The organism is Candidatus Glassbacteria bacterium, assembly GCA_019456185.1.
Lineage (GTDB): Bacteria > Gemmatimonadota > Glassbacteria > GWA2-58-10 > GWA2-58-10 > JAJRTS01.
Window position 1 is genome coordinate 1 of record VRUH01000001.1, and the last position, 24,195, is coordinate 24,195.

General features: G+C 59.8%; 21 protein-coding genes and 1 pseudogene (1 of these 22 only partly in view). 15 read left to right on the forward strand and 7 right to left on the reverse strand.

Features of this window, described 5'->3' with window-relative positions:
• Nucleotides 1–14: 14 nt before the first annotated feature.
• Together FVQ81_00005 and FVQ81_00010 are read right to left on the reverse strand one after the other, a co-directional pair.
• Nucleotides 15–1,694, reverse strand: coding sequence for an alpha-keto acid decarboxylase family protein (locus FVQ81_00005; protein ID MBW7994958.1), 1,680 nt, complete (start codon nucleotides 1,692–1,694; stop codon nucleotides 15–17).
• Between the two features lie 192 nt (nucleotides 1,695–1,886).
• A complete protein-coding gene (locus tag FVQ81_00010) occupies nucleotides 1,887–2,549 on the reverse strand; it encodes a hypothetical protein (GenBank protein MBW7994959.1) in 663 nt (220 codons plus the stop codon).
• Nucleotides 2,550–2,825: 276 nt separating this feature from the next.
• Between FVQ81_00010 and FVQ81_00015 the strand changes: the two genes are divergently transcribed.
• Nucleotides 2,826–3,665 (forward strand): hypothetical protein, encoded by an 840-nt coding sequence (locus tag FVQ81_00015; protein ID MBW7994960.1) that lies wholly within the window; start codon nucleotides 2,826–2,828, stop codon nucleotides 3,663–3,665.
• A 36-nt stretch (nucleotides 3,666–3,701) separates the two neighbouring features.
• Here FVQ81_00015 and FVQ81_00020 read toward each other — a convergent pair whose 3' ends face one another.
• Nucleotides 3,702–4,844, reverse strand: a complete 1,143-nt coding sequence (locus FVQ81_00020; protein MBW7994961.1) for a hypothetical protein — start codon at nucleotides 4,842–4,844, stop codon at nucleotides 3,702–3,704.
• An 83-nt stretch (nucleotides 4,845–4,927) separates the two neighbouring features.
• Between FVQ81_00020 and FVQ81_00025 the strand changes: the two genes are divergently transcribed.
• From FVQ81_00025 to FVQ81_00090, 14 genes are all read left to right on the forward strand, one after another.
• The gene (locus FVQ81_00025; protein ID MBW7994962.1) at nucleotides 4,928–5,656 is read left to right on the forward strand and encodes an NTP transferase domain-containing protein; all 729 of its coding nucleotides are present in this window, start codon (nucleotides 4,928–4,930) and stop codon (nucleotides 5,654–5,656) included.
• 114 nt (nucleotides 5,657–5,770) lie between these two features.
• On the forward strand, nucleotides 5,771–6,784 hold the full coding sequence (gene rfbB / locus FVQ81_00030) for a dTDP-glucose 4,6-dehydratase (GenBank protein MBW7994963.1): 1,014 nt from the start codon (nucleotides 5,771–5,773) through the stop codon (nucleotides 6,782–6,784).
• Nucleotides 6,781–7,659 (forward strand): dTDP-4-dehydrorhamnose reductase, encoded by an 879-nt coding sequence (gene rfbD / locus FVQ81_00035; protein ID MBW7994964.1) that lies wholly within the window; start codon nucleotides 6,781–6,783, stop codon nucleotides 7,657–7,659. Before rfbB ends, rfbD begins: the two co-directional genes overlap by 4 nt.
• Complete coding sequence (locus tag FVQ81_00040; protein MBW7994965.1) at nucleotides 7,659–8,090, forward strand: VanZ family protein; 432 nt, start codon at nucleotides 7,659–7,661, stop codon at nucleotides 8,088–8,090. The genes rfbD and FVQ81_00040 overlap by 1 nt, the downstream gene beginning before the upstream one ends.
• Before the next feature lie 29 nt (nucleotides 8,091–8,119).
• Complete coding sequence (locus FVQ81_00045) at nucleotides 8,120–9,472, forward strand: histidine--tRNA ligase (GenBank protein ID MBW7994966.1); 1,353 nt, start codon at nucleotides 8,120–8,122, stop codon at nucleotides 9,470–9,472.
• 18 nt (nucleotides 9,473–9,490) lie between these two features.
• A complete protein-coding gene (gene aspS, locus FVQ81_00050) occupies nucleotides 9,491–11,296 on the forward strand; it encodes an aspartate--tRNA ligase (GenBank protein ID MBW7994967.1) in 1,806 nt (601 codons plus the stop codon).
• 175 nt (nucleotides 11,297–11,471) lie between these two features.
• Complete coding sequence (locus FVQ81_00055; GenBank protein MBW7994968.1) at nucleotides 11,472–12,413, forward strand: PhoH family protein; 942 nt, start codon at nucleotides 11,472–11,474, stop codon at nucleotides 12,411–12,413.
• A gap of 120 nt (nucleotides 12,414–12,533) precedes the next feature.
• The gene (locus FVQ81_00060) at nucleotides 12,534–14,960 is read left to right on the forward strand and encodes an HDIG domain-containing protein (GenBank protein ID MBW7994969.1); all 2,427 of its coding nucleotides are present in this window, start codon (nucleotides 12,534–12,536) and stop codon (nucleotides 14,958–14,960) included.
• The gene (ybeY, locus tag FVQ81_00065; GenBank protein MBW7994970.1) at nucleotides 14,848–15,321 is read left to right on the forward strand and encodes an rRNA maturation RNase YbeY; all 474 of its coding nucleotides are present in this window, start codon (nucleotides 14,848–14,850) and stop codon (nucleotides 15,319–15,321) included. The genes FVQ81_00060 and ybeY overlap by 113 nt, the downstream gene beginning before the upstream one ends.
• On the forward strand, nucleotides 15,314–16,726 hold the full coding sequence (locus FVQ81_00070; GenBank protein ID MBW7994971.1) for an HlyC/CorC family transporter: 1,413 nt from the start codon (nucleotides 15,314–15,316) through the stop codon (nucleotides 16,724–16,726). The genes ybeY and FVQ81_00070 overlap by 8 nt, the downstream gene beginning before the upstream one ends.
• 6 nt (nucleotides 16,727–16,732) lie before the next feature.
• The gene (locus FVQ81_00075; GenBank protein ID MBW7994972.1) at nucleotides 16,733–18,055 is read left to right on the forward strand and encodes an HlyC/CorC family transporter; all 1,323 of its coding nucleotides are present in this window, start codon (nucleotides 16,733–16,735) and stop codon (nucleotides 18,053–18,055) included.
• 30 nt (nucleotides 18,056–18,085) lie between these two features.
• The gene (mgtE, locus tag FVQ81_00080) at nucleotides 18,086–19,429 is read left to right on the forward strand and encodes a magnesium transporter (protein ID MBW7994973.1); all 1,344 of its coding nucleotides are present in this window, start codon (nucleotides 18,086–18,088) and stop codon (nucleotides 19,427–19,429) included.
• 31 nt (nucleotides 19,430–19,460) lie between these two features.
• On the forward strand, nucleotides 19,461–20,237 hold the full coding sequence (recO, locus tag FVQ81_00085) for a DNA repair protein RecO (GenBank protein MBW7994974.1): 777 nt from the start codon (nucleotides 19,461–19,463) through the stop codon (nucleotides 20,235–20,237).
• 34 nt (nucleotides 20,238–20,271) lie between these two features.
• The gene (locus tag FVQ81_00090; GenBank protein ID MBW7994975.1) at nucleotides 20,272–20,664 is read left to right on the forward strand and encodes a hypothetical protein; all 393 of its coding nucleotides are present in this window, start codon (nucleotides 20,272–20,274) and stop codon (nucleotides 20,662–20,664) included.
• A 25-nt stretch (nucleotides 20,665–20,689) separates the two neighbouring features.
• On the opposite strand, the gene FVQ81_00095 is transcribed toward FVQ81_00090, so the two are convergent.
• The 4 genes and pseudogenes from FVQ81_00095 to ftsA form a co-directional block, all read right to left on the reverse strand.
• Complete coding sequence (locus FVQ81_00095) at nucleotides 20,690–22,129, reverse strand: peptidoglycan DD-metalloendopeptidase family protein (protein MBW7994976.1); 1,440 nt, start codon at nucleotides 22,127–22,129, stop codon at nucleotides 20,690–20,692.
• A 144-nt stretch (nucleotides 22,130–22,273) separates the two neighbouring features.
• Nucleotides 22,274–22,813, reverse strand: a complete 540-nt coding sequence (locus tag FVQ81_00100) for a DUF4416 family protein (GenBank protein MBW7994977.1) — start codon at nucleotides 22,811–22,813, stop codon at nucleotides 22,274–22,276.
• 34 nt (nucleotides 22,814–22,847) lie between these two features.
• Nucleotides 22,848–24,068, reverse strand: coding sequence for a cell division protein FtsZ (gene ftsZ, locus FVQ81_00105; GenBank protein ID MBW7994978.1), 1,221 nt, complete (start codon nucleotides 24,066–24,068; stop codon nucleotides 22,848–22,850).
• Nucleotides 24,069–24,130: 62 nt separating this feature from the next.
• Nucleotides 24,131–24,195, reverse strand: a pseudogene (gene ftsA, locus FVQ81_00110) (cell division protein FtsA); it runs 1,173 nt beyond the window's last position.

The following is a 24,195-nucleotide window of genomic DNA, read 5'->3' on the forward strand; positions in this document are numbered from 1 at the left end:
CAAGCATAGTCCTGCTACTCCTGGCCCCGTTTGACACCTTTGCCAAGTTCAGTCGAGATACGTTTCAGCACGCTGGTTTTGTCGAACGGGGGCAGCACGACATTGACAATGCACGGCGTACCGCTGATTTCACGTATTTCAAGCAGCACGCTTTCCAGTTTACCGGCGGTTTCAACCGCGAAACCCCTGCCGCCGTATACTCCGCATATTTTCTCGAACCGGTAGCCGGGCAGAACATTGAACTTTCCCGGTACGGCGCCCTGCAGGGTGGCGTAACCGCTGTTGTTGAGGATGAAGATCACCGGGTCCAGTTCCAGTTCGCTCAGCTTGCCCACGGCGGACTCCTGCCCCATCAGGAACGCACCGTCGCCGACAATCACGAACGGGCGAAGGCTGCTGTCTGCCAACTTAGCCCCCAGAGCCGCTCCGACACTCCAGCCCATGCTGCCGTAGACACCAGGTGCGAGAAACCGCTCGTAACTGGTATCGAGCTTGCCCGCGCCGAACAGGCAGTCGCCGATGTCGCTGATCACGATCGTATTGTCGAGGATATGACGGTTGAGGATTGAGAAAAACATGTCGGAGTTAATGGGGGTATCGGGCGGAGGCGTCTCGAAAGGCATCTCCGGCGGCGGTTCGCTGAAAGCATGGCTGCCGAGATCGCACGAAGCCAGGTCCGCCACGAAATCGTCGATCAGCACTTTTTCGTAGAGCGCGCTGTCGATCCGCAGCTCGCCTTTCTGGGCGTTGAGCAGGCGGGCATCGGTGTTGATCTCCACCGTGCCGATCCCGAAGTTGAAATCGCTGAAATTGACTCCGAGCATGATCACGCAGTCGCTGGTTTCCACATACTCCCGCACAGCGTCGTCGTCGTACCGGTAGGATGCGCTCTGGGCGCCGACATAGAGGCCGAGGTGCATCGGATGGTTCTCGTCGATTGCCGATTTGCCGAAAAGAGTGGTGCAGATAGGGATATTGAAGTTAGTGGCCATTGCCATCACCCTGTCCTGCAGTTCATAGCGCTGGATGTCGGTACCGACCCAGAACACCGGCCTGGCGCTGCCGCGGATCGCCGCGACAGCCTGTTTCAGCCCCGCCTTGAGGGCTAGTTTATCGGAAGTCGGCGGGATATAGACGTAGTGGTCAGTGTTGTCGTTCGCCGGCAATTCGGCTCCCCACATGTTGCGCGGAACTTCCAGGTAACCGGGCTGTTTCTGGGTGATAATGTACTCGATCAGGCTGTCGATATCGGCTCTGGCCGAAGATGACGAATCGATCCGGCGGTTCATGCCGGTGACATGGGAGAACGCCTTGCGCTGGTCGTCACGGCTCTTCACCACGTGATGGATGCGGTAGTGAAGCAGCGACCGTCCCTTGAGATACTCATCCTGCGCCGGCGCACCGCTGATCACCAGCACGGGAGAATCCTCGACGCAGGCCTGGGCGGTCGAGTTCATTACCTTGAATCCACCGGCACCGTAGGTGACCAGCACTACGCCCAGGCCGCGAAGGCGGGCGTAGGCGTCGGCAGCGAACCCTGCCTGCGGTTCGTCGTTCATCCTGATCGGCTGGATTTCCCCTGAATCCTCAAGATACTGGAAACATTCCAGCACGAAATCAGCGGGTACACCGAAGATGTGTTTCACTCCGCGTCCGGCCAGGGCTTGAGCCAGGTATTCCTTTACTGTGGGCATTCTGGTTTGTCCTGTAAGCGATTAAAGATGTTACGGAGCAACAATAAATAAAACATTACGATGTGCAGGAGATAAGCTCTAACTTGTTACATTTATAAACTAACAAAACATTCCGGAAAGGGACAGGCTAACTAGCGCAGGTGGTGTTTATGTCCTGCATGAGAATTTGAAAAAAGAAATTGCGCCGGCCGGTCATGGGGCGTTGTTAACCACCACATTGGCGGCTTTCGTATCGCGTCGAAGGAAGGCCACACTTTCCCCGCCCCTGGATTTTTCTCCCGCTGCCATAACCGGCGCGTAACCGCTGGCCCGGTTTACAATAAGCTGAACGCTTTCCCCCGCCGGGGAGTAGCCGATAATCGCTCCGTGCTCGACTTCATCCCCCTTACCCGGACCGAACCTTGCGTGGCCGGGGAGTTCTCCGTCACGTGAGGCCAGGCTGACCCGGTTGCCGCCGCCGTCCTCGAAAACCAGCCCACCGCCGGGTAGAACGCTTTCCACGGTTCCTGTTACCGGCGATCTGATAACGCGTGAGTCGCTCCAGCAGGGAGAGAAAGACAGGGTGGAAACCTCGCCGCCGGTTGTTGAGAAGCCGGAGACTTCCGGTATCAGCGCAACTTCACCGTCAACTGGCGCAACCAGCAGCTGGGCGGCTTCAGGAATCGATCTGTTCGGGCATCGAAACGGCAGGGATACCAGCGCCGCTATCGCCAGCAGAACGATCGCCGTCGCCGGATGTCCGTCAAGCTGGCGTTCGAGCGCGCCGGCTGCGATAACTGTCGAGACCCATTTTGCCTTGCCGCCGTAGCTGGCAAGTATCCCGAACGCTGTCCCCTTCGTTTTATTCCAGAGCATGTTGCCTCCAAATTATCCCGCTGATTGTCCGGTGTTTGCAAAGCTGTTGGCGAATCCAGGCCTGGTTAAACGGCAGCTTATGAATTATAACATTAACAGCGCCTGTAAAACTACGTCCGGCACTGCAAAATTACAACTGAGTCAACCCTGAACGTGAGAGAACTGATTAAAAGCGACAAACTTATGGACGTTGACAGGATACGGAAAAAATGTTTTAATATGACAGTGCTTTTTGTTTGGTGTCCGTGACTTGAGAAAATATTAAGAGGTAATGTAATGGGTACGTATTTATTCGGACAGTATCTGCTGGAAGAGGGCCGGATCGATCCGGATCAGCTCTGCGCGGCGCTAGAGTTCCAGCAGGATAATAACAAGGTTCTGGGAGAGCTGGCCCGCGAGCAAGGCGTTTTAACCGCTGAGCAGGTGAAAGAGATCCTTGAGCGGCAGCTCTGTGAGGATAAAGATTTCGGTGAAGCCGCGGTGGAAATGGGTTTGATCGAGCAAAAAGAAGTGGATAAACTGCTTGAATTCCAGAAGGATCAGCGGGTCTACCTGGGCGAGGCCCTGGTGGCTACCGGAGCTGTGACCAGGGAGGAAATAGACCGGGAGTTCGAGCGTTTCGATTCCGGGAGAGATTCCGAAGAGCCTGTCGCGGCGGCGGAGGGAGATGATACCCCGCTGGCGCTCTGGAGCATTTTCAGCCGGGTGCTGCCGAGATTTACCGGAGGAGCAGTCCTTTCCGGAGGGTTTTATCCGACGATCAAGTCCCCGGACGGCGGCAGCATCTATTCACAGAAGGTGGGGGGAGAAATGAAGCTGGAGCTGGTCATCCGCGTTTCGGATGACCTGGAGCCGTTGATCAAGGGTCCGCTTGACGGGAAAGGTATCACCGATTTTCTGACCAGTGTGCTGGAGGTTTTCTGCACGACGATGGAAGCTGTTGGAAAAGCGGTTGCGCCAGTGGGGAAGGCGGTTCGGCTCAGTGAACAGGAGCTTAAAGAGAGAAAGAAACAGGCTGAAATGACATCCTGCGTCGAGTTTTTCCTGATTCAACCCCCGGCCCCCGACGGTGAGTTTCACCAGATCTGTTGCATGCTGCTGGAAGAGGTCGCCTGAGCTTGCCGGCTCCGGCCGCGCATGGATCGACAAGCATTAAAATCCTTCCGGCCGGCGGTAAATCAGCAGCAGGGGCTGACGCTGGTTATCGTTGACGAGGCTGGACTGAAAATTACCGTCCAGTACGATAAAAATCCGCCCGCCGCCCACCGCCAGACCCTCGCTGTTGCGGTAATGTTCCATCCGCTGACGGTACCGGTAGCGCGAATCGTCTCCCTCCCGTCTGAAAGTCGCCGCCGAAACCACCTCGCCGCTCTCAGGATCGATTTTGTAGACCATGCTGCCGGTGCGTCCCAGAGCGTACAGGGCGCCGTCACTGCTCTCCAGCCCCGTGATGTCGCTGCTTCCCGCGATCTCGATTACTTTTTCCGCGGCCATACCGCCGTCTTTCCCAAGGCCGTAGCGGACAATCAGGTTGGGGTACATCTCATGGGCCAGGAACAGCCACCGGCCTGTCAGCGCAATTCCCTCGAAACCGTTGTTGATCCCGCCGCGGCTGAGTCGCTCGTGCCACGCCGCCAGTTCCCGGTAGCCGGCGATCTTTTTCAGGGCACGGCTGGCCGGGTCATATTCCAGCAGCAGCCTGTCACGCTCATCGACGACCCAGAGCTTGCCTCCGCCGGCGGCAGCTACGCCCTCAAAATCGAACTTGTGCGCCTTGCCGCCTGATTCGGCAATTTGGGCAAATGCCATGTCACCCTCGACTTCAAGCGCTTCCAGGCAGGGATATTCAATAGCTCGGTCAACCACCGAGTCCACTCTTATTCTGAGCAGCACCGGGTTCTGCGGCTGCCAGTCAATCGCTGCGGGGCCGTTGTCATCGGTAAAATACAGGTAGCCGTCACCGCCCAGGGTCAGCCCCGACAGGTTCAGGGCTCCCCGGCTTTCGAGCCACACCGCGCGCTCGAGTTCCAACTGGAGAGTATCTGCCGGACCTGCGCAGGCGGACACCGGGAAAACCACGGCAAGCAATACGAGCAGGGAGATCGGGACCAATGCAGTCCTCCATCGGTGACAGGTTTCCGTGTATCGGGCTAATAGTGCCTTCGCACAGGCGGGGCTGTCAAGCGAGAAGACGCTGGGGCGCGGGACGACAGGCCGTTCAGGGTAAAAGGATTGACATCGCACGGCCGTGGTTTCTATATTAAACCTCGATTTAAAAGCCTTAAATACAAATATTTAAGTCCCACCGCCCGATTGCGGGCCGGCCGGGACAATCGTAATATCGCGAAAAACGGAATCCCGCTTCGGGAGAATTATCCATGAAAGGCGTGATCCTGGCTGGAGGTCTCGGTACCCGGCTGCACCCGCTGACCAAAGTGATCAACAAGCATCTGCTGCCGATTTACGATAAGCCGATGATTTACTACCCGATCGAGACCCTGATCAACGCCGGGATCGAGGATATCCTGATCGTGACCGGCGGCAATCACGCCGGCGAGTTTCTCCGCCTGATCGGCAACGGCCGCGAGTTCGGCCTGAAGCACGTCAACTACACCTACCAGGAGGGCGAGGGCGGGATTGCCGAGGCCCTGGGCCTGGCGCGCTATTTTTGTGGCGACGACAAGGTGGTGGTTGTGCTGGGAGACAATATCATCGAGAAAAATATTGTCCAGGCGGTAAGGGATTACGAGCGGCAGGACAGGGGCGGCAAGGTGCTGCTCAAGAAAGTGCCCGACCCCGAGCGCTTCGGCGTGGCCAGGGTCGAGGGGGAGCGGGTCGAGCGCATTATCGAGAAACCGAAAGAGCCGGTGAGCGACCTGGCTGTGGTAGGGATCTATTTTTACGATTCACAGGTGTTCGAGTTTATCGATCACCTGGAACCCTCCGACCGCGGCGAACTCGAAATCACCGACGTTAACAACATGTACCTGGAGAGCGGGCAGCTGACTCACTCGATGCTGGAGGGGTGGTGGACCGACGCCGGCACGTTCGATTCCCTGCTGCGAGCCAACAGGCTGGTCGCCGAATCGGGAGCGAATAAATTGTAGAGACCGGCGGAATTCCGGTAACGCTCCGCCCGCTCAAGCCCGGGTGGCAATCACCCTCCACCGGCAGTGGAGGCGTTCTTTTTTGGGGCTGCGTGTCAGGAAGGAATCTGGGCGATGAAGTTACTCGTAACCGGCGGCGCAGGGTTTATTGGCTCCAATTTCGTACTCCACGCGCTGGCAAGCCGTGACGACGTCCAGGTGGTAAACCTGGACAAGCTGACCTACGCGGGCAACCTGGAGAACCTCTCCGCCCTTGAAGGCGACAAACGTCACCGGTTCGTGAAAATGGATATCTGCGACCGCCGGGCGGTCTCGGCGCTCTTCGAGGCCGAGCAGCCGGAGGCGGTCGTCAATTTCGCCGCTGAAAGCCACGTCGACCGCAGTATCGAGGGTCCGGAGGTATTCGCCCAGACCAACGTGATCGGTACGCTCAGCCTGCTCGAAGCGGCCCGTCAGGCGGGAACGGGGCTGTTCCTGCAGGTCAGCACGGACGAGGTCTACGGTACCCTCGGCGAGAGCGGATCTTTCACCGAAGACAGCCCGATCCGGCCCAACAGCCCCTACGCGGCCAGCAAGGCCGGCGCGGACCACATGGTGCGAGCCTACAACAGCACCCACGGGATGGATACGCGGATTACCCGCTGCAGCAACAACTACGGGCCCTACCAGTTCCCGGAAAAGCTGATCCCGCTGATGATCACCAACGTGATGGAGGGCCGCCGCCTGCCTGTCTACGGCGATGGGCTCCACGTGCGCGACTGGATCTATGTGACCGATCACTGCCGGGCGCTGATGGCCGCGCTGGAACGGGGAAAAGCCGGCGAGGTCTACAATATCGGCGGAGTGCACGAGCTGCCTAACCTGGAGGTGGTCCGCGCGATTGTCCGCGCGGCGGGAGCCGATGAATCGCTGATCGAGTTTGTCACCGACCGCCCCGGCCACGACCGCCGCTACGCTATCGACAGCTCGAAAGCCAGGCGGGAACTGGGATGGCGGCCGGAGGTGGATTTAGACGAGGGGATCGAGCGTACGATAGCCTGGTACGAGGAGAATCGGCAGTGGTGGGAAAGAATCAAAAGCGGGGCGTACCGGGAATACTACGAAAAAATGTACGGGAAGGACCTGTGAATGTGCTGGTCACCGGAGCGGCCGGGATGCTGGGCCGGGACCTGACCGCGCTCCTGCGTGTGAACCACCGCGTGGTTGCTGCGGACCTGGAGGATTTCGATATCACCGGTCGCCGGGCCACCGTGGATGCAGTCAAGGCTTCGCAGGCCCCGGCGGTGGTCCACTGCGCCGCTTATACGGATGTGGACGGTGCGGAAACCGACAGCGAACGGGCGCTTGCGGTTAACGCCGCGGGTGCCGCCAACGTGGCCGCCGGCTGCCGTGAGACCGGCGCCAGGCTGTATCTGATCAGCACTGATTTCGTCTTCGACGGGGGCAAGGGAGCTCCGTACGTGGAATCCGACCAGCCGAACCCGTCGAGCGCCTACGGGCGCAGCAAGCTCGAGGGCGAGAGGCTGGCCCGCGAGGAACTGAGTGAGAAGCTGACCGTTGTCCGCACGGCCTGGCTCTACGGGGCTTACGGTGAGCATTTCCTGACCAGGCTCGTCCGGCTGGTTCGCGGCCGGGATAGGCTGTGCGTGGTCGACGACCAGGTGGGCAGCCCGACCTGGACAGGTGAACTGGCGGCCTGCCTGGTGCGCATGCTCGATGCTGGAGCGGATGGTCCGCTCTACCACGCGGCCGGCGGCGGGAGTTGTACCCGTTTCGAGTGGGCGAAGGCGTGGTTTTCGCTGGCGGGACTGGAGCATGTGAGGCTGGAACCTGTCGGCAGCGACAAGTTTCCCGCGCCGGCGCGACGGCCGGTTAGCAGCGCCCTGGCGAGTGAACGGCTGGAGCGGGACGGGATAACGCCGCCCGCGCGCTGGCGGGACGGGCTGGAAGCCTATGCGCGGGCAGGTGGGCTGGAGAAAGTGAAAAAGATACTGGACGGGTGATGAGCGGTTCCGATAGAGCAAACACGAGCGGAGACAGCGGGAAAGTCTGGCGCTGGCTGCCGGTGATCCTGTGGATGGCGTTGATATTCACCTTGAGCGGTATCCCGCTCAACGGCCATGTCATTCGCCTGTTCCGTCACCAGGACAAGCTGATCCACGTATTCGAGTATGGGATCCTGGGTCTTCTGCTGGCCAGGACTGTATTCGCAGCGGGCATGCCGGTGATGCGCTACTGGTACTGCATCGGAGCCTCCGTACTGGTGGGTGCTGTCGACGAGTTCCACCAGAGTTTCGTCCCGGGCCGGATGATGGACTGGCACGATCTGCTGGCCGATGCAGGCGGGGCGCTCCTCTTTGTCTGGCTCTGGCTGGCAATGAACGGCGGCGGTTTGTTCAAGACAGCGGCCGCAAGGGCCGAAAACGAAAGTTGAACGAATACTGAAAAGGCTGTGATTGTAAAATGAAATACAGGGTGCCGAGAGGAACGCAGGATATTCTCCCCCCGGAATCGTCGGTATGGCGCGGGGTCGAGGAAGTCGCCCGGGTATTGCTGGAGCGTTTCGGTTACAGCGAGATCCGCACGCCCGTGTTCGAAATGAAAGACCTGTTCCTGCGCACGGTGGGCGAGGAGACGGATATCGTCCAGAAGGAAATGTACACTTTCGCCGACCGCAAGGGCCGCGAGCTCGCGCTGCGCCCCGAGGGCACCGCCCCGGTGATCCGCAGCTATGTCGAGAACTCGCTGTGGAAGGATAACCGGTTCCTCAAGCTGTATTACATGGGGCCGATGTTTCGCTACGACCGTCCGCAAAAGGGGCGCTACCGCCAGTTCCACCAGATCGGCGCCGAGGCGGTGGGCAGTCTCAGCCCGGCGGTGGACGCCGAGGTGATCGCGATGGTCGAGATGATCCTGCGCGCGGCGGGAATCCGCCGGCTGACGGTCAGGATCAACAGCCTGGGTGAGGCGGAAAGCCGCGCGAATTACACCTCGGCCCTGAAGGACTATTTCGGTGCGGTGCGGGACCGGCTCTGCAGCGACTGCAACACTCGCCTGGAGCGTAACCCGATGCGCTTGCTCGACTGCAAGGTGCCATCCTGCCGTGAGCTGGCCGCCGATATTCCGCCGATCGAGGACTACTTGAGCCCGGAGAGCAGCGAGCATTACGCGCAGGTACAGGAGAAACTGGCTCAGCTCGGCGTCAATTACGAGAAGGACAAGCACATGGTGCGCGGACTGGATTACTATACCCGCACCACCTTTGAATTCTACCACGGCGAGCTGGGCGGCTCGGTGGCTCTCGGCGGCGGCGGGCGCTACGACAGTCTGGTGGAAGAGATCGGCGGGCCGGATACCCCGGCGATCGGATTTTCGCTGGGCACGGAGCGTGTGCTGCTGGCCGCCGAACGCGACAGGCAGTCCGCCCGGGATGTTCCTCGCGACCGCTCGATGATCTACCTGGCCTGGATCGGTGAAAAGGCCGGTGAGGCCGCGTTCCGGCTGGCGGCTGCGCTGCGGCTGGCGGTGAGGGTGGAGCTGGAGCTGGAGTCCCGCAGCCTGAAAGCCCAGTTCCGTCAGGCGGACAAGCTTGGCGCCGGGTATGTGATGATTATCGGCGAGCGGGAACTGGCTGAGGGTAAAGTTCAACTCAAGGATCTGACCAGCGGCGGCCAGCGCGAACTAACCCTGGCCGGACTGGCGGAGTTTATCGAACAGGAAATCAAGAGTCACCGGATGGATGAATCCCCGCACGGCAGGATCGACAGGATCCTGGGCGGGCAATTGGACGAGGCGCTGGCCTCGCTGCAATTCTGAGGAGGTAGTCGGATTTAAATGGAAAGCCAGAAGCTGCAAACACATTACCGTACCGATACGTGCGGCGCTCTTCGCAAGACGGATGACGGCAAGGATGTGACCCTGGTCGGCTGGGTGTTTCGCTGGCGCGACCACGGCGGAATCGTCTTTATCGACCTGCGCGACCGCTTCGGCGTGACCCAGATCGTATTCGACCGCAAAAGCTCGGAGCAGGATATCGATGCGTTGGCCCACAGGCTGCGCAGCGAGTTCGTGATTCAGGTCAAGGGGCTGGTCCGTCCGCGGCCCGAGGGCGCGGTCAACGAGTCCCTGCTCACCGGCGAGATCGAGATCAGCGCGACTCACCTGGAAATTCTCAGCAAGAGCGACAACCCGCCGTTCCGCCTGGACGACAAGACCGAGGTGGGCGAGGATATCCGCCTTCAGTACCGCTACCTCGACCTTCGCCGCGAGGAGCTCCAGCGCTATATCCGCATCCGCAACGATGCGGTGATCGCCGCCCGCAAGTACATGGACACCATGGGATTTCTGGATATCGAAACCCCGATCCTGTGCAAGCCCACTCCCGAGGGCGCGCGCGATTTCCTCGTTCCGGCCAGAATGCATCCGGGCAAGTTCTACGCCCTGCCGCAGAGCCCGCAGATCTACAAGCAGATCCTGATGGTCAGCGGATTCGACCGCTACTACCAGATCGCGCGCTGTTTCCGCGACGAGGCCCTGCGCGCGGACCGTCAACTCGAGTTCACCCAGATCGATGTCGAGATGTCGTTTATCAACGAGGACGACATTATCGCGGTGATCGAGGGCCTGATGGAGGCGATCTACCGCGAGACCCTGGGGATCGAGCTGAAGCTGCCGTTTGCGCGGATGAGCTACGACGAGTGCATGGAGCGCTACGGGATCGATCGCCCCGACCTGCGCTACGAACTGGAGATCAGGGACCTTTCCGAAGCGTTCGGCGGCTGTGAGTTCCGCGTCTTTAACCAGATACTCGACACGGGTGGACGGATTCGCGGGATCGTGGTCCCCGCTGCGGCCGGCTACAGCCGCAAGGAACTCGACGATATCAACGCGGTGGCGATGGACATGGGTTCCAAGGGCTGCGTGTGGCAGCGCGTAGGCGAGGCAGGCGAGCATGACAGCTCGATCAAGAATATCGTCAGCCAGCCCTATTTCGACAAGGCGGCCAAGCTGGCCGGGGCCTCGAAAGGAGATTTGCTGGTGTTTGTCGGCGGCCCGGATTCGCTGACCAGCAAGGTCCTGGCCCGCCTTCGCCAGTACCTGGCGGCCAGGGAAGAGCTGATCGACAAGGCTGAGCTCTCGTTCCTCTGGGTCACCGATTTCCCGTTGTTCGAGCAGGACGAGGCCACCGGCGCGCTCAGCCCGGCGCACCACCCGTTCACCAGCCCCCGCGCGGAGGACCTGGACAAGCTGGAATCCGAGCCGGAAAAAGTGCGCAGCCGCGCCTACGATATCGTGCTCAACGGCTCCGAGATCGGCGGCGGCAGTATCAGGATCCACAGCCAGGATCTCCAGCGGCGGATTTTCCGCGCCCTGGGTATCAGCGACGAGGACGCCGAATACAAGTTCGGCTTCCTGCTCAAGGCTTTCCAGTACGGTCCTCCGCCCCACGGCGGGATCGCGATGGGTATGGACCGGATCGCGATGCTGCTTTCGGGTACCGAGTCGATCCGGGACGTGATCGCGTTTCCGAAATCATCCAAGGCCACGGGTCTGATGGAGGATGCGCCGGCGATGGTGGACGAGAAGGAACTGCTGGAGTTGCATATCAGGAAAATAGTGAAAAAGAAGGACGCGACCTGAAACGGGTCAACCGCTTGAATTATGGCGGAAAAAGTCGCAGATTAATCTGACGCGGCGGGAAACATGAGCCGATGCAGGTGCGGAAACACCAGCCGGAGCCGGGATTAACCTGAAAACAGGATCAACCAGATTGGTGAAGACCGCCGGCAGCAGCCGGTCGACACGCAGGATTCCGATGGAGGGAGTGGACGCTCTCGGCCTGTTCGGTCCCAATGACCGTAATCTCAGGCTGCTGGAGACCATGTTCGGCTGCGAGGCCTATATCCGCGACGAGAAGATGGTGCTGACCGGCCAGGAGCCGGAACTCGAGGACATGGAGCGCACACTCCGCCGCTTGATCGCGATGGTGCAGACGGGCCGGGAGCTGCAGACCGAGGAAATCGGGGTGGTGGCCCGCCAGGTGCGCGATGGCGAGATCAGCGATGAGGAAGTGTTCGAGGCGGCCAATATCTACATGACCGGCCGCAAAAAAGTAATCAAGGCCCGCGGCTCCACCCAGGACAAGTACCTGCGGATGATCCGCCAGAACGATATCGTGGTCGGGATCGGACCGGCCGGCACGGGTAAAACCTATCTGGCGGTGGCCGCGGCGGTCGACGCGCTTAACAAAAAGCAGGTCAAGAGGATTATCCTGGCCCGTCCGGCGGTGGAAGCCGGCGAAAAGCTGGGATTTTTGCCCGGCGATATGCAGGAGAAAGTCAACCCGTACCTTCGCCCGCTCTACGACGCCCTGGAGGACATGCTGCTCGATGAAAAGGTCCAGCGCCTGATCGAGAACGGTACGATCGAGATCGCTCCGATCGCTTTCATGCGCGGCCGGACACTGCACGATGCGTTTGTGATCCTGGACGAGGCCCAGAACACGACCAGGCTGCAGATGAAGATGTTCCTGACCCGCCTGGGCCTTAACAGCAAGGCGGTGATCACCGGAGACAAAACCCAGGTGGACCTCCCTGATGAAAAACAGAGCGGCCTGCTGCAGATCGAGGATATTCTCAAAGGCATCGACGGGATCGAATTTATTTATTTCGACAAGAACGACGTGATGCGTCACCGTCTGGTCAAGGATATCGTGGAGGCCTATCAGCAAACTGGTGACGGAGAGGAGATTTCCTGAGATTAAGTAAGGCAGGAGACCCGGACCCGCCGGCTTGAGGCCGGACATGGTGCGGGTTTTTCCATTAGCGGCAGGGCGATATAACGAGCGTTTCTCTTCCCACTCGACGGTGGATTTAAGATGGCCGGTTTGCAGTACAAATTCAGGCTGAAACGCAAGCGGTTTGTCAAATGGTTCCGGACCAGGACCATGATCGGCCATTGGCCGGCCAACCCCTATTTCAAGCACGGCTCGAGGATCGCACTGGCAATGCTGCTGGCCTGGCTGGCCTTGATGCTGACCCCCGGCCGCCGCTTCTACGACCCGTTTTTCGATATCCAGGCCGGCAGTGTTGCCGACCAGGATGTGATCGCTCCGTTCGATTTCCCGGTCTACAAGAATTCCGCCGAGCTTGAACTAGAACGTCAGCTGGCCGCCGATCAGGTGAAACCCGTTCTGGAGTTTCTGCCAGGCGTGCGGGAGACGGTGGTTGACGAGCTGCTTAATTTTTTCAGCAGGCTGGAAAATGCGTGGCGCGATACGTCTCTGGCCCCCGAACTGATCCGCTGGGACAGATTCAACGAACTGCGCACGGCCGGCTCCAGCGGATACGCGATAAAACCGATAGTATTGAACTACCTCTATTCGCTGGATTCCAGCCTGTCGGTTTCCGACGAGGAAATTGTCTACCTGTTCGATCCGGTGCGCTCCAATGTCCTCAAGACCAGGCTGAAAGATTTTTTGGTCGGCCGTCTGCGCGAGGGTGTAATCGGCGACGGGGCCTACGATCGGATCGAGAACAAACAGGTTAGCCTTCGCCGCAGCGGCCGGGAAGAGGAAATTTCTTTCGGCGAGCTGACCTCGATCGCCCAGGTTTACGAACAGGCCGCCGCCGTAATTGTCGATCCTGAGTATCCGGAATTAAGCAAGAGCTTGTTCCTGCAGATTCTGTCGCGGTTTCTCCAGACAAACGTGGTATTCAATTTAACCGAGACAGACCGGCTCCGTCAGGTGGCCGCTGGCACTGTCAGCCCGACACGCGAGGAGATGGTGCTCGAGGGCGAGCGGATTATCGGTCAGGGTGAAAGGGTCGATCCGGCGCAGATCGAAAGATTGGACAACCTGCGCGGCGAACTTGAGCGGCGGGGCCTGATGCAGGGGGATTTCGCCCAGCGGATGCGCGAACTGGGAATCTGGATGATCTACCTGATGCTGCTGATCGCCGCCGGTATCTACCTCAAGCTGCACTGCCCGCATGTGTACGACAGGTTTTCCAACCTGATGCTGATCGCCCTCTGTTTTCTGATTGTACTGGGACTGAGCTGGCTGGTGCTGGTCAACGAGGAGCTGCCAGCCTACCTGCTGCCGGTGGCTATCGGGTCGATGCTGATCAGCTACCTGATCGATGACGAAGTGGCGATGGTGGGTTCGCTGTGCCTGACTCTGATGCTGGGGGTGCAGAGCAACTTCTCGATCTCCGTGGTCCTGCTCTCGCTGGCGGCGGGAGTGGTGGCTTCGGTCTCGGTTCGCAACGTGGAAAGCCGCGGCGCCCAGTACGTACCGATAATCTATATCGCCCTGGCATACCTGGTCGTGCTGCTGGCGCTGGACTACGGTTACCGCGGCAGCGGATTCCTCTCGGTGATGACCGCTGCCGGCTGGTGCGCGGTTAATGCCACGATCAGCACGTTCATCACGATTGCCCTGCTGCCGCTCTTCGAGCACGGCTTCAAGATCACCAGTAATTTCACCCTGCTGGAACTCGGCGACCTCAACCGTCCCCTGCTCAAACGGCTGGCTCTGGAGGCTCCGGGCACGTACCATCACTCGATCATTATCGGCAGCCTGGCCGAGGCAGCCGCGGCGGGGATTGGCGCCAATCCGGTCTACGCCCGTGTGGCCAGCTACTATCACGATATCGGCAAAGTTAAACAGCCCAACTACTTTATCGAGAATCAGGCCGGGAGAGCCAACCCGCACAACAAACTCTCGCCCAAGATGAGCAGCCTGATTATCTCGAACCATGTCAAGGAGGGCGTGGAGCTGGCCCGTAAAGCCAAGCTGCCGGAGTGCATTATCGACGTGATCCGTCAGCACCACGGCGACCAGTCGATCTCGTTTTTCTTCTACAAGGAAAAGGAAAAAAACCCGGACACCACGCTGGTGGAGTCCGATTTCCGTTACCCGGGCCCCAGGCCGATGAGCCGCGAGACGGCGATTATCATGCTGGCCGACGCCGCCGATAGCGCGAGCCGTACGCTCAGCGACCCGACGGTGAGCAGGATCCGCAGCCTGATCAAGGGCCTGATCGAAGCCAAGCTGCGCGACGGGCAGCTGGATAACACGGAACTCACTCTGCGGGACCTGACCAGGATCGGCGAGGAGTTCCTGACAATCCTGATCGGTGTGCACCACAGCCGGATCGATTACCCGCCAAAGCCGGACAAGGAAAAGAATGACCAGCAGCGCAGGCAGCCGGATAAAGGTGAGGTTGACAAGGACCTCGCGCAGGAAGATCGAGGTGTTGTTTACTCCTCTGAGACGGATGACGAAAGAGATTCTGACTAACGCCGGCATCGAGGCCGCGGAGGTATCGGTCTCGTTTGTCGGCCGCGGGCTGGTCCGCCGGCTTAACACGGAATATCTCGGGCACGATTGGGTTACGGACGTGATCGCGTTCGATCTGTCCTCGCCCGGAGACCAGTTGCTGGTCGGCGATATTTATATCTGCGTGCTGCAGGCTCGTGACCAGTCTGCCCGCTTCGGAGTGTCGCCGGAGGAGGAACTGTTCCGGCTGACGGCCCACGGGACCCTTCACCTGCTGGGACACGACCACGGGGACCAGGCCGGGCGCGAGGCGATGATCGAGCTGCAGGAACTGGCGGTGCGGAAATTCTACAGGCGGTCGATGGCCGGAGTGATTGGGTGAGTTCTGTCGCCGCCGTGAATACGATATATCCCGGATATTGCAAGCACACCATGCACTCAGCCGCGAACCAATGGAACTTTACCTGCTGATATCCTTTCCGGTCCTTCTGCTGCTGTCTGCGGTTTTCAGCAGCAGCGAGACCGCGTTTTTTTCCCTGACCAGTTTCGAGCTGCTCCAGCTCGAGGAAGAGCACCCCGTGCGCGGAAAGAGGGTGCGCAAGCTGATGGCCCAGCCGGATATCCTGCTCAACGGGATCCTGCTGGGTAACCTGCTGGTCAATATCTGCGCCACGGCCGTGGCCACTATCCTGCTGCACAATTATGGTCAGCAGATGGGCTGGAGCGAGCGGGCGGTTTACCTGCTGGACGTGCTGGGGATGACTTTCACCCTGCTGATATTCTGCGAGATCAGTCCCAAGGTGTTCGCAATCGGCAACGCTCCGCGCCTGGCCCTCAGGGCCAGCGGGTTTGTCCGCTGGTGGCTGCTGACGGCCAAGCCGTTCATTGTCGTGCTGGTCGGGTTCAGCAACTGGTTTAAGGGCCTGTTCAGCCACAATGCCGAAGACCGTCAGATCCTGGAAGACGAACTGAAACTGATGGTCGACATGTCCGCCGCCCAGGGAGACCTGGAGCAGGAAGAAAAGCGGATTATCCACAATATTTTCGAACTCTCCGAAACCATGGTCCGCGAAATCATGGTGCCGCGGACCGATATTCATGGCTTCTCGATCGACACGCCGATCAAGGAAATGATCGATACGGTGCTGGAAAAGGGCTATTCGCGTTATCCGGTTTACGACGGTGACCTGGACAATATCCTGGGTATCCTCTACGCGAAAGACCTGCTGGACTACGTCTACGGAATCAAGCAGATCGACTCAGTGCGCGATCTCATGCGCCAGGAGTACTATGTGCCCGAAACCAAGCTCTGTGGCGATACCCTCCGCGAATTTCAGGAGCAGCATGTTTACATGGGGATCGTGATCGATGAGTACGGCGGGACAGAGGGTCTGGTGACTGTCGAAGATATCATGGAAGAGATTATCGGCGAGATCCAGGACGAGCACGACGAGGAAGAGGAGCCGCTGATCGTACCCGGCGGGGAAGGGACCTGGCTGGTCGAGGGCAGGATGGATATCGATGATCTGGACGAGAAGCTGGGCCTTGCCCTGGACGAGAAAGAGGAAGGGTACGACACTCTGGGAGGCTTCCTGCTGACCAGGTTCGGCCGTCTGCCAAACCCCGGCGAGTCGGTGGAATACGCCGGTTTCAGTTTTCTGGTTACCAAGCTGACAAGGCGCAGGATCTGGAAAGTCCGTATCTCACGTCTTACAGGTTCCGGGATGCCGGAACAGGATGAAAGTAACGGCGATAGTGTGTCGCGGGACGAAAACGAGCGGGAGTGACAAGTTTTGGTTGACCTGAATCTCATATGGCTGATTCTGCTGACCCTGCTGGGCAGCGCGTTTTTCAGCGGAAGCGAAACAGCGCTGATCTCGGTCAACAAGGTCAAAATGCAGAGCTGGCTGGAAGAGGACAACCGCCTGGGCCGTCTGGCGGCCAAGTTTATCAGCAGTCCCAGCGATATCCTGAGCAGTCTGCTGGTGGGCAATAACCTGATGAACGTAATCGCCACCGTACTGATCGCCGACCTGATATTCCAGATGTTCCCCCAGCGAAGGGAGCTTTCGATCCTGATCAGCGCGCTGATAATCCCGGCGGTCACGACGCCGCCGATACTGTTTTTCGGCGAGATTATCCCCAAAAGCATGGCCAGGGAGCATGCCGGCCGCACAATCCGGCTGGTTACCACTCCGCTGCTGCTGGCTCATTACATCCTCACTCCGATTGCCTGGATAACGCGCCGGATCAGTTCCCGGTTGCTGAAGCTGGCCGGGGTCAGCGACCAGCACCGCGAGGAGATATTCACCAGGAAAAATATCCAGCGGGTGCTGATAGAAAGTGGAAGAAACGGCGTGCTGGACGAGGAGGAGCGCAACTTTATCTCGGGTGTGTTCAATTTCAGCGAGATCACCGTGCGCGAGGTGATGACACCCCGCACCGAGATCGTGGCCGTGCCCAAGGATACACCGGCCGAGGAAATCGCCGCCACGATGAGCCGGAGCAAGTACTCGCGGATCCCGATCTACGAGGAGTCCCTTGACCATATCACCGGGATCGTGCACGTTGTAGACCTGCTGGGCGGCGCGGAGCACGGCCAGCCCATTCTGCATCCGGTCATTTTAAGTCCGGAAACACGCAAGGCCGACAGCCTGTTCTACGAGATGCGGCACCGGAAGTGCCATCTGGCCGTGGTGCTCGACGAGTACGGCGGGACGGCGGGGATTGTCACGCTGGAAGATCTGCTGGAGGAATTGGTCGGGGATATCCACGACGTGCACGACAACACCGGAACACTGGTGAAAATCGGCCGGGACAACAGTATATTTGTCGACGGCCGGACCCGGTTCGATGAGTTGAAGGATAAGATATCCCTGCCGGATTTCTCCCACGGCGTGGAAACTATCGGCGGGCTGCTGATTGCCGAGCTGGGCCGTATCCCCGAACCCGGCGAACGGTTCCAGATCGGCAACCTGAGGATTACCGTGCTGGAGGCGACTCCCAAGCGGGTCGAGCGGCTGCGGATCAGTCAGCTGGACAGCCCTCAATCCGGCGACCAGGACGGGGACGACGACGGAATTATGACTATCGATTCGGACGACCATCCGGATTGAGATGAATATCCAACAAGCTGGAAAACGGGAATGGAAGAACTGAAACTGGAAATAATCAGGAAGCTGCTGGAAGAGGGCAAGGAGGGCCGGGAGGAACTCCTGCGCATTGTCGGGGAAACCCATCCGGCCGACCTCGCCGATATTGTCGAGCAGTTGTCCGATGAAGAGCGAGCTGGATTTTTCGCGCTGATGCCCGCCGAAATCGCCTCCCAGACAATCGCCGAGGTGCGGGACGAGAGCCAGGAGGAGATGATCCGCAGCCTGGACGACCAGACCCTGCACGAAGTGTTCGAGGAGTTGCCCGATGACGACGCCACCGATATCGTCCAGGAACTGAGCGAGGAAGAGGCCGAGCGGGTACTGCGGGTAATCGATACCGAGGACCGGCGCGAAATCCAGACTCTGATGCGCTACCCCGAGGAAACCGCCGGTGGCGTGATGACATTGGAGTTTGTCGCGGTGACGCTCGATCTGACCGCCGCCGAGGCGATTCGGGAGGTGCGGCGCCAGGGCCAGGATATCGACTTTTTCGGCGTCTACGTGGTGGACGGCAAGAACCGCCTCCACGGCATGGTGTCCATGCGCGATCTGATTCTGGCCGATCCGGAAATGGAAATCTCCGAGGTGATGGATCCCGACGTGGTCTCGGTGCCGCCGGACATGGACCAGGAGGAAGTGGCCCGTCTGCTGGCCAGGTACAATCAGGTTTCGATACCGGTTGTCGAGAGCGAACGAGGCCGTCTGCTGGGCCAGGTGACTGTCGACGACGTGATCGACATTATCGAGCAGGAAGTCACCGAGGACATGTTCCGGATGAGCGGCGTGGACGAGGAGGAGAGTGTCGAAACGGTGGGTATCTGGCATTCGGTGCGCAGCCGCCTGCCCTGGCTCTGCCTCAATCTGCTGCTGCTGTTCGTCGCGGCGCAGATTATCAGGCTCTATATCGAGGTGCTCGAGCGGGAGGTGATCCTGGCGATGTTCCTGCCGATCGTGGCCGGGATCGGCGGCAATACCTCCACCCAGAGCCTGGCGGTCACCCTGCGCAGGCTCGTGCTCGACGGGTCGTTCAGCGGCCGCAAACGCCGGGTGCTGCTCCATGAGACGGTGGTCGCGCTGTTGAACGGGCTGGCGGTCAGCGCTCTCGTTTTCGTGATTATCTATCTCATCCAGGGCCAGTTGATGCTGGGTCTGATCGTAGCCGTCGCCTCCTGGTTGTCGATGACCGCCGCGGGCTTTATTGGAGCCGTTATTCCTCTCGGCCTGCGGACATTCGGGTTCGATCCCACTGTTTCTTCCAGCGTGGTGCATAACTTCACGGACATCCTGGGTTTTTTCCTCCTGCTCGGGCTCAGCGCGCTGCTGTTGCTGGGTTGAGAGATGAAAGCCCTGTTTTCCCGGCACGGCAATGAAAGACCTCAAACAGCAGGCGATCGTGATCGGCGGAGTTAACTACAGCGACTCGAGCCGGGTCATGTGGCTGATTACTCCGGATTTCGGCCGTCAATCTCTGCTGGTCAAGGGTGCGCGGCGGGCCAAAAGCAAATTCGTCGGGCGGCTGGAGACGTTTAACCTGCTGGAAGTGGTTTACCGCCGCAGCCGCAGCGGCACCCTGCACACGCTGCGCGAGGCGGACGTGCAGAACCAGTTCCGCGGCCTGCGACAGGACCTCGATGCCTTCATGGCCGCCAGCCGGGCGGTCGAGCTGATCAAGGGAGTAGTCCCCGAGGACCAGGAGAGCGCCGGGTTGTTCCAGTTGCTGGAGGATTTCCTCTGCTGCGCCGATGAAACCGCCGGAGAGGAGAACCTCCCCGGCCTGCTGCTGGCTGGATTCGAGTGGAGGCTGATGAGCCTGCTGGGTCTGGAGCCCCGGCTGGTGGATTGCACCCGCTGTGGAGAGCGTCTTGAACGTCTTGAGAGTTACAGGTTCCAGCCGGCGGGAGGCGGGGTAATCTGCCTTAAGTGCTCGGGGAATGAAGAACGCGGCTCTGACCGTCTGCTGCTGCTGGGCTATCCGGCTCTGCGATTCATTTACCGCAGCAGCAGGAAATTTCCTCTCCTGCGCGAGGAACTGGCCGCGCTGGGTCCGGCGGATATCGAGCAGGCAGGCAGGGCCGCGGAGCGGTACATGGCCTATCATCTCGGTGAAAAACTTCCCGGCGGCAGCCACCGTAGCCGCGGGTAAAGTGGAAATCGTAATGCGTTCGCAAGGAGCAGGAATGGCCGATTCCAGTTCGGGGGGCATCTTCAGGCCCGGTTTCGTGGAGGGGCATTACCGGGGCATCATTGTCAGCCTGGTACTGTTAAACACGGCGCTGATCATGTTTCTGATCGTCTATATCTGGACATTCGCGCCAGCGGTACAGCCCAACGGCGGCAACGATCCGATCGCCGCGGGCGTTGTCCTTGCTGACAGGTTGATCATGTGGAGCGAACCCGGCGGACTGGAGCATGGAGCCGAGAGCAGGGGTGTGGCTGAAAAGGGCAGTACTGTTGAAGTGCTGCGGGGTCAGCGGTTCGAAGACGAGCTGTGGCTGGAAGTGCTTTCCGGCGAGCGTCGTGGCTGGATTCCCGAGAACGACGTGGACTACGCTCCCCGGCAGCAGCCCTGAGAGGCGGGAGTCACCCGCCCGTGTTTTACTCCGCCACCGGCGCAGCGAATCGCAATTGCCCGGGAATTTCATTGCTGGCGGCCACGGGGGGACCGAGCAGGGGCCGTCCGATATTGCTCAGCCGGCGCAGCATGACATTACGGGTGGCTTCGAACTCGGCGAAAACCTCCGCGGCCACCGGTTCTCCAGCCGGCAGATCCACCGTGAGCGGGTTGACCGGCTTGTCGTCCTTGTAGAAGCGGAAATCCAGGTGCGGCCCGGTGGATAGTCCCGTACTGCCGACATAGCCGATAACCTGGCCCTGCTGCACCCTGCTTCCCACTTTCAGTCCGCGAGCATAGCCCGAGAGGTGGCCGTAGCCGGTCGAAAACATCCCGTTGTGCTTGATCAGGACGTAGTGCCCGAAACCGCCGTTCCAACCCCGCTTGACCACTTTCCCGTCCCCGAGCGCAAGTACCGGCGTGCCTTTGTGCGCCGCGTAATCCACTCCCAGATGCGGGCGGTAGCGCTTCAGGATTGGATGGAACCGGCGGGGGTTGTAGCGGCTGGAAATGCGGGGCATGTACCTGAACGGGCTTTTCAGGAACTTGCGGCGCAGGCTCTTGCCGTCCGGCTCGAAATAATCTAGCGAACTGTCTGGATTCATGAAGCGGAAACCGTAGATCCTCTTCCCGTCGTTGACAAACAGCGCGGCCAGGATGTCGCCGACCTTCGTGGTGTGCTTCTCCGGGTGGATCCGTTCCTCGAAAACGAGCTTGAACGTATCGCCCTTGCGGATTTCGTTGTGGAAATCGATCTGCCAGGCGTAGATTTCGCTTAGTTTCAGCGCCAGTTCGGGGTTGCCGTATGAATCCATCACGGTCTGGTACAACGAGCTTTCGATAGTCCCGCTCAGTTCCCGCTCGTTTTCCACATACTCGGTTTCCTCGACCTCCGCCTGCCAGTTCGCGCTGTCCTCGCGGGTGACCAGCAGGGTGCGGTCATCGTCAATTTCATAAACCACCTGTGTCAGCAGGCTGTCCTCGAAAGAGAACCGGAGCTGACGGCCGATTACTACCCGGTTGAGGTTGTGGCTGTCGCGGGCGGCGTCGAGCAGGGGGAACAGGTATTCGCGCTCGATCCCGTTACGCAGCAGGATAGTCTCGAACGTGTCGCCGCGGCGGACGTTGTCTTCGAGCTGAAACGTACCGAAAACCTTGTGCGCGTCCTCAACCAGCCCGGCCTCGGCCGGCTGAGGGCCGACAGGCAGGGGGAACTGCTGTGATTGTGGTGTGCCGCTCCGGACCAACTCAGGGGCGGCCGTTTCAGCGAACGGGTTGACCAGCATCAGGATCAGCAGCACGAAAGCGGCAAACGCGATCAGCGGCACTGATCGCCGCAGACCGCCGCTGTGGATGGTAGTGGTGCGGCTGTATTTAACTTTTCGGCTCTCCGGCGGCAGCAGGTCTTTAAGGTCGTTGGTCATCGGTTGATCCCGGGTCCCGGTTTATCGATAGAACCGCGTTAGTAATAAAATGTCAAAGTGCCGTGTTGTCAAGTTCATAATTCGGCTGATCCAAGATTGATGCCGCTTTGTGGGCGACACCACTAAAATATATACCTCTGAAATTTAACTTTCGATCCCGGCTATTTGTTGCAGGTAGCGTTTGCGCACCCTTCCGAAAAACTCAAGCGCCGATTCCGTTTTGTAGTCCGGATACGTCCACTCCAGCGGGGTCAGTCTGCCCCGGTCGTATCTGAGAGTCAGCTCGGCGAATACCCGGCGGCAAATCCAGATCCGGTGCGCATAGTTTTTGGTCGAGGCCAGCACCAGTTTGGCGTCAGCCCAGTATCCGGAGTCCACGTTGATCCGCCGGCCGCCACCGGGCTTGCTGTGCATGCGCTCGCAGGCGGAGGTTCTGCGCTTGAGCGGACCCAGGAACGAGGGCATCTGCAGGTGGCGGAAGCTCGCAAAGCGTTTCAGCAATCCCGGCCCCATCTCGTCCCGGTAATAGCTGGAAAAATCGAACGGGAAGACGGCACCCATTTCTTCCACTTCGCCGAGTTCGGTTTCAAGCCGGGACAGGGTGGTATCGATCAAGCCCTCATCGGCGGCCATCACCGCCACCACCGGTTTGACAAGCCGGGGAATCCGGTATTTTGCGGCCAAACTGCACACTCCCGCGCAGACTATCAGCCGCGCCTCAGTCGACCTGGCGGCGGATGAAAGTCGGGATTTCGAGTTCTTCCATGGTCAACGGGTACGGCCTGTTGGTTGTCGGGACTTTGTCTCCGCCGGTAACGTCGCCGCCGACCCTGTCCTCGCCCGTGCCGATCGCCTGGCGGCTGCCGCGGCGGCTCACATCGTCGTTCAACGCCATGTCGAGTTCCAGAATATTATCCTGGGCTTTCTGCCGCAGCTGCTGGATCGGCAGGGCCTGCTCTTTCTTGTCGCCGAAACCGGTGGCGATCACGGTGACCCGCACCTGGCCGGCCATCGACTCGTCGATCGCCGCGCCGAAGATGATGTTGGCTTCCTCGCCGGCCGCCTCGTAGATCACGTTGTTGGCGTCGTTGACCTCGTGGAGGGTCATGTCGCTGCCGCCGGTGATATTGACCAGCACGCCGCAGGCGCCCTTGATCTGGACGTCCTCGAGCAGCGGGCTGCTGATCGCTTCCTGGGCCGCTTCGCTGGCGCGGTATTCGCCGCTGGCGAAGCCGGTGCCCATCAGCGCATCGCCCATGTTGGCCATGATCGTCCGCACGTCGGCGAAATCGAGATTGATCAGCGCCGGGGTAGTGATCAATTCGCTGATTCCCTGGCAGGCATAGAACAGGATATTGTCTGCAATCTGCAGCGCTTCCTGGAAAGTGGTGTTCTTGCCCACCAGGCCCAGCAGCCGCTGGTTGGGCACGATAATGATCGTGTCGACATGCTTGCGCATCTCGGCGATGCCGTTTTCAGCCTGCTTGATCCGCTTGCGGCCCTCGAAAATAAACGGACGGGTGACCACTCCGATAGTCAGCGAGTTCATCTCGCGGGCGATTTCCGCCACCACGGGGGACGCGCCGGTGCCGGTGCCGCCGCCCATTCCGGCGGTAATGAACACCATATCGCTGCCCTCGAGCATCGAGGCCACTTCGTCGCGGCTCTCCTCGATTGCCTGGCGGCCTACCTCGGGACGCGCTCCCGCGCCCAGGCCCTTGGTCAGGTCGCGGCCGATCTGGAGCTTGTAGGGAGCACGGTTGATCGACAGCGCCTGGGCATCGGTGTTGCAGGCGATAAAGTCGACGCCGCACATCTCGGAGTCGATCATGTGGTTGATCGCGTTGCCGCCGGCGCCTCCGACTCCGATCACGCTGATCCGGGCTCTCTGTTCCGGAACATCGCTCAGTTCAAAAGTGGTGCGTATAATTTCACTCATCGCGCTCTCCCTCTGGATAAGGTTTACCGGTTACGCCCCTAATCGAATAAGGTTGAGGCCGCTCACCACAGGTCAGTCAGCCATTGTTTCATTCTTTCCAGGACTTTGTTGAAAATCGAGCTCTCGA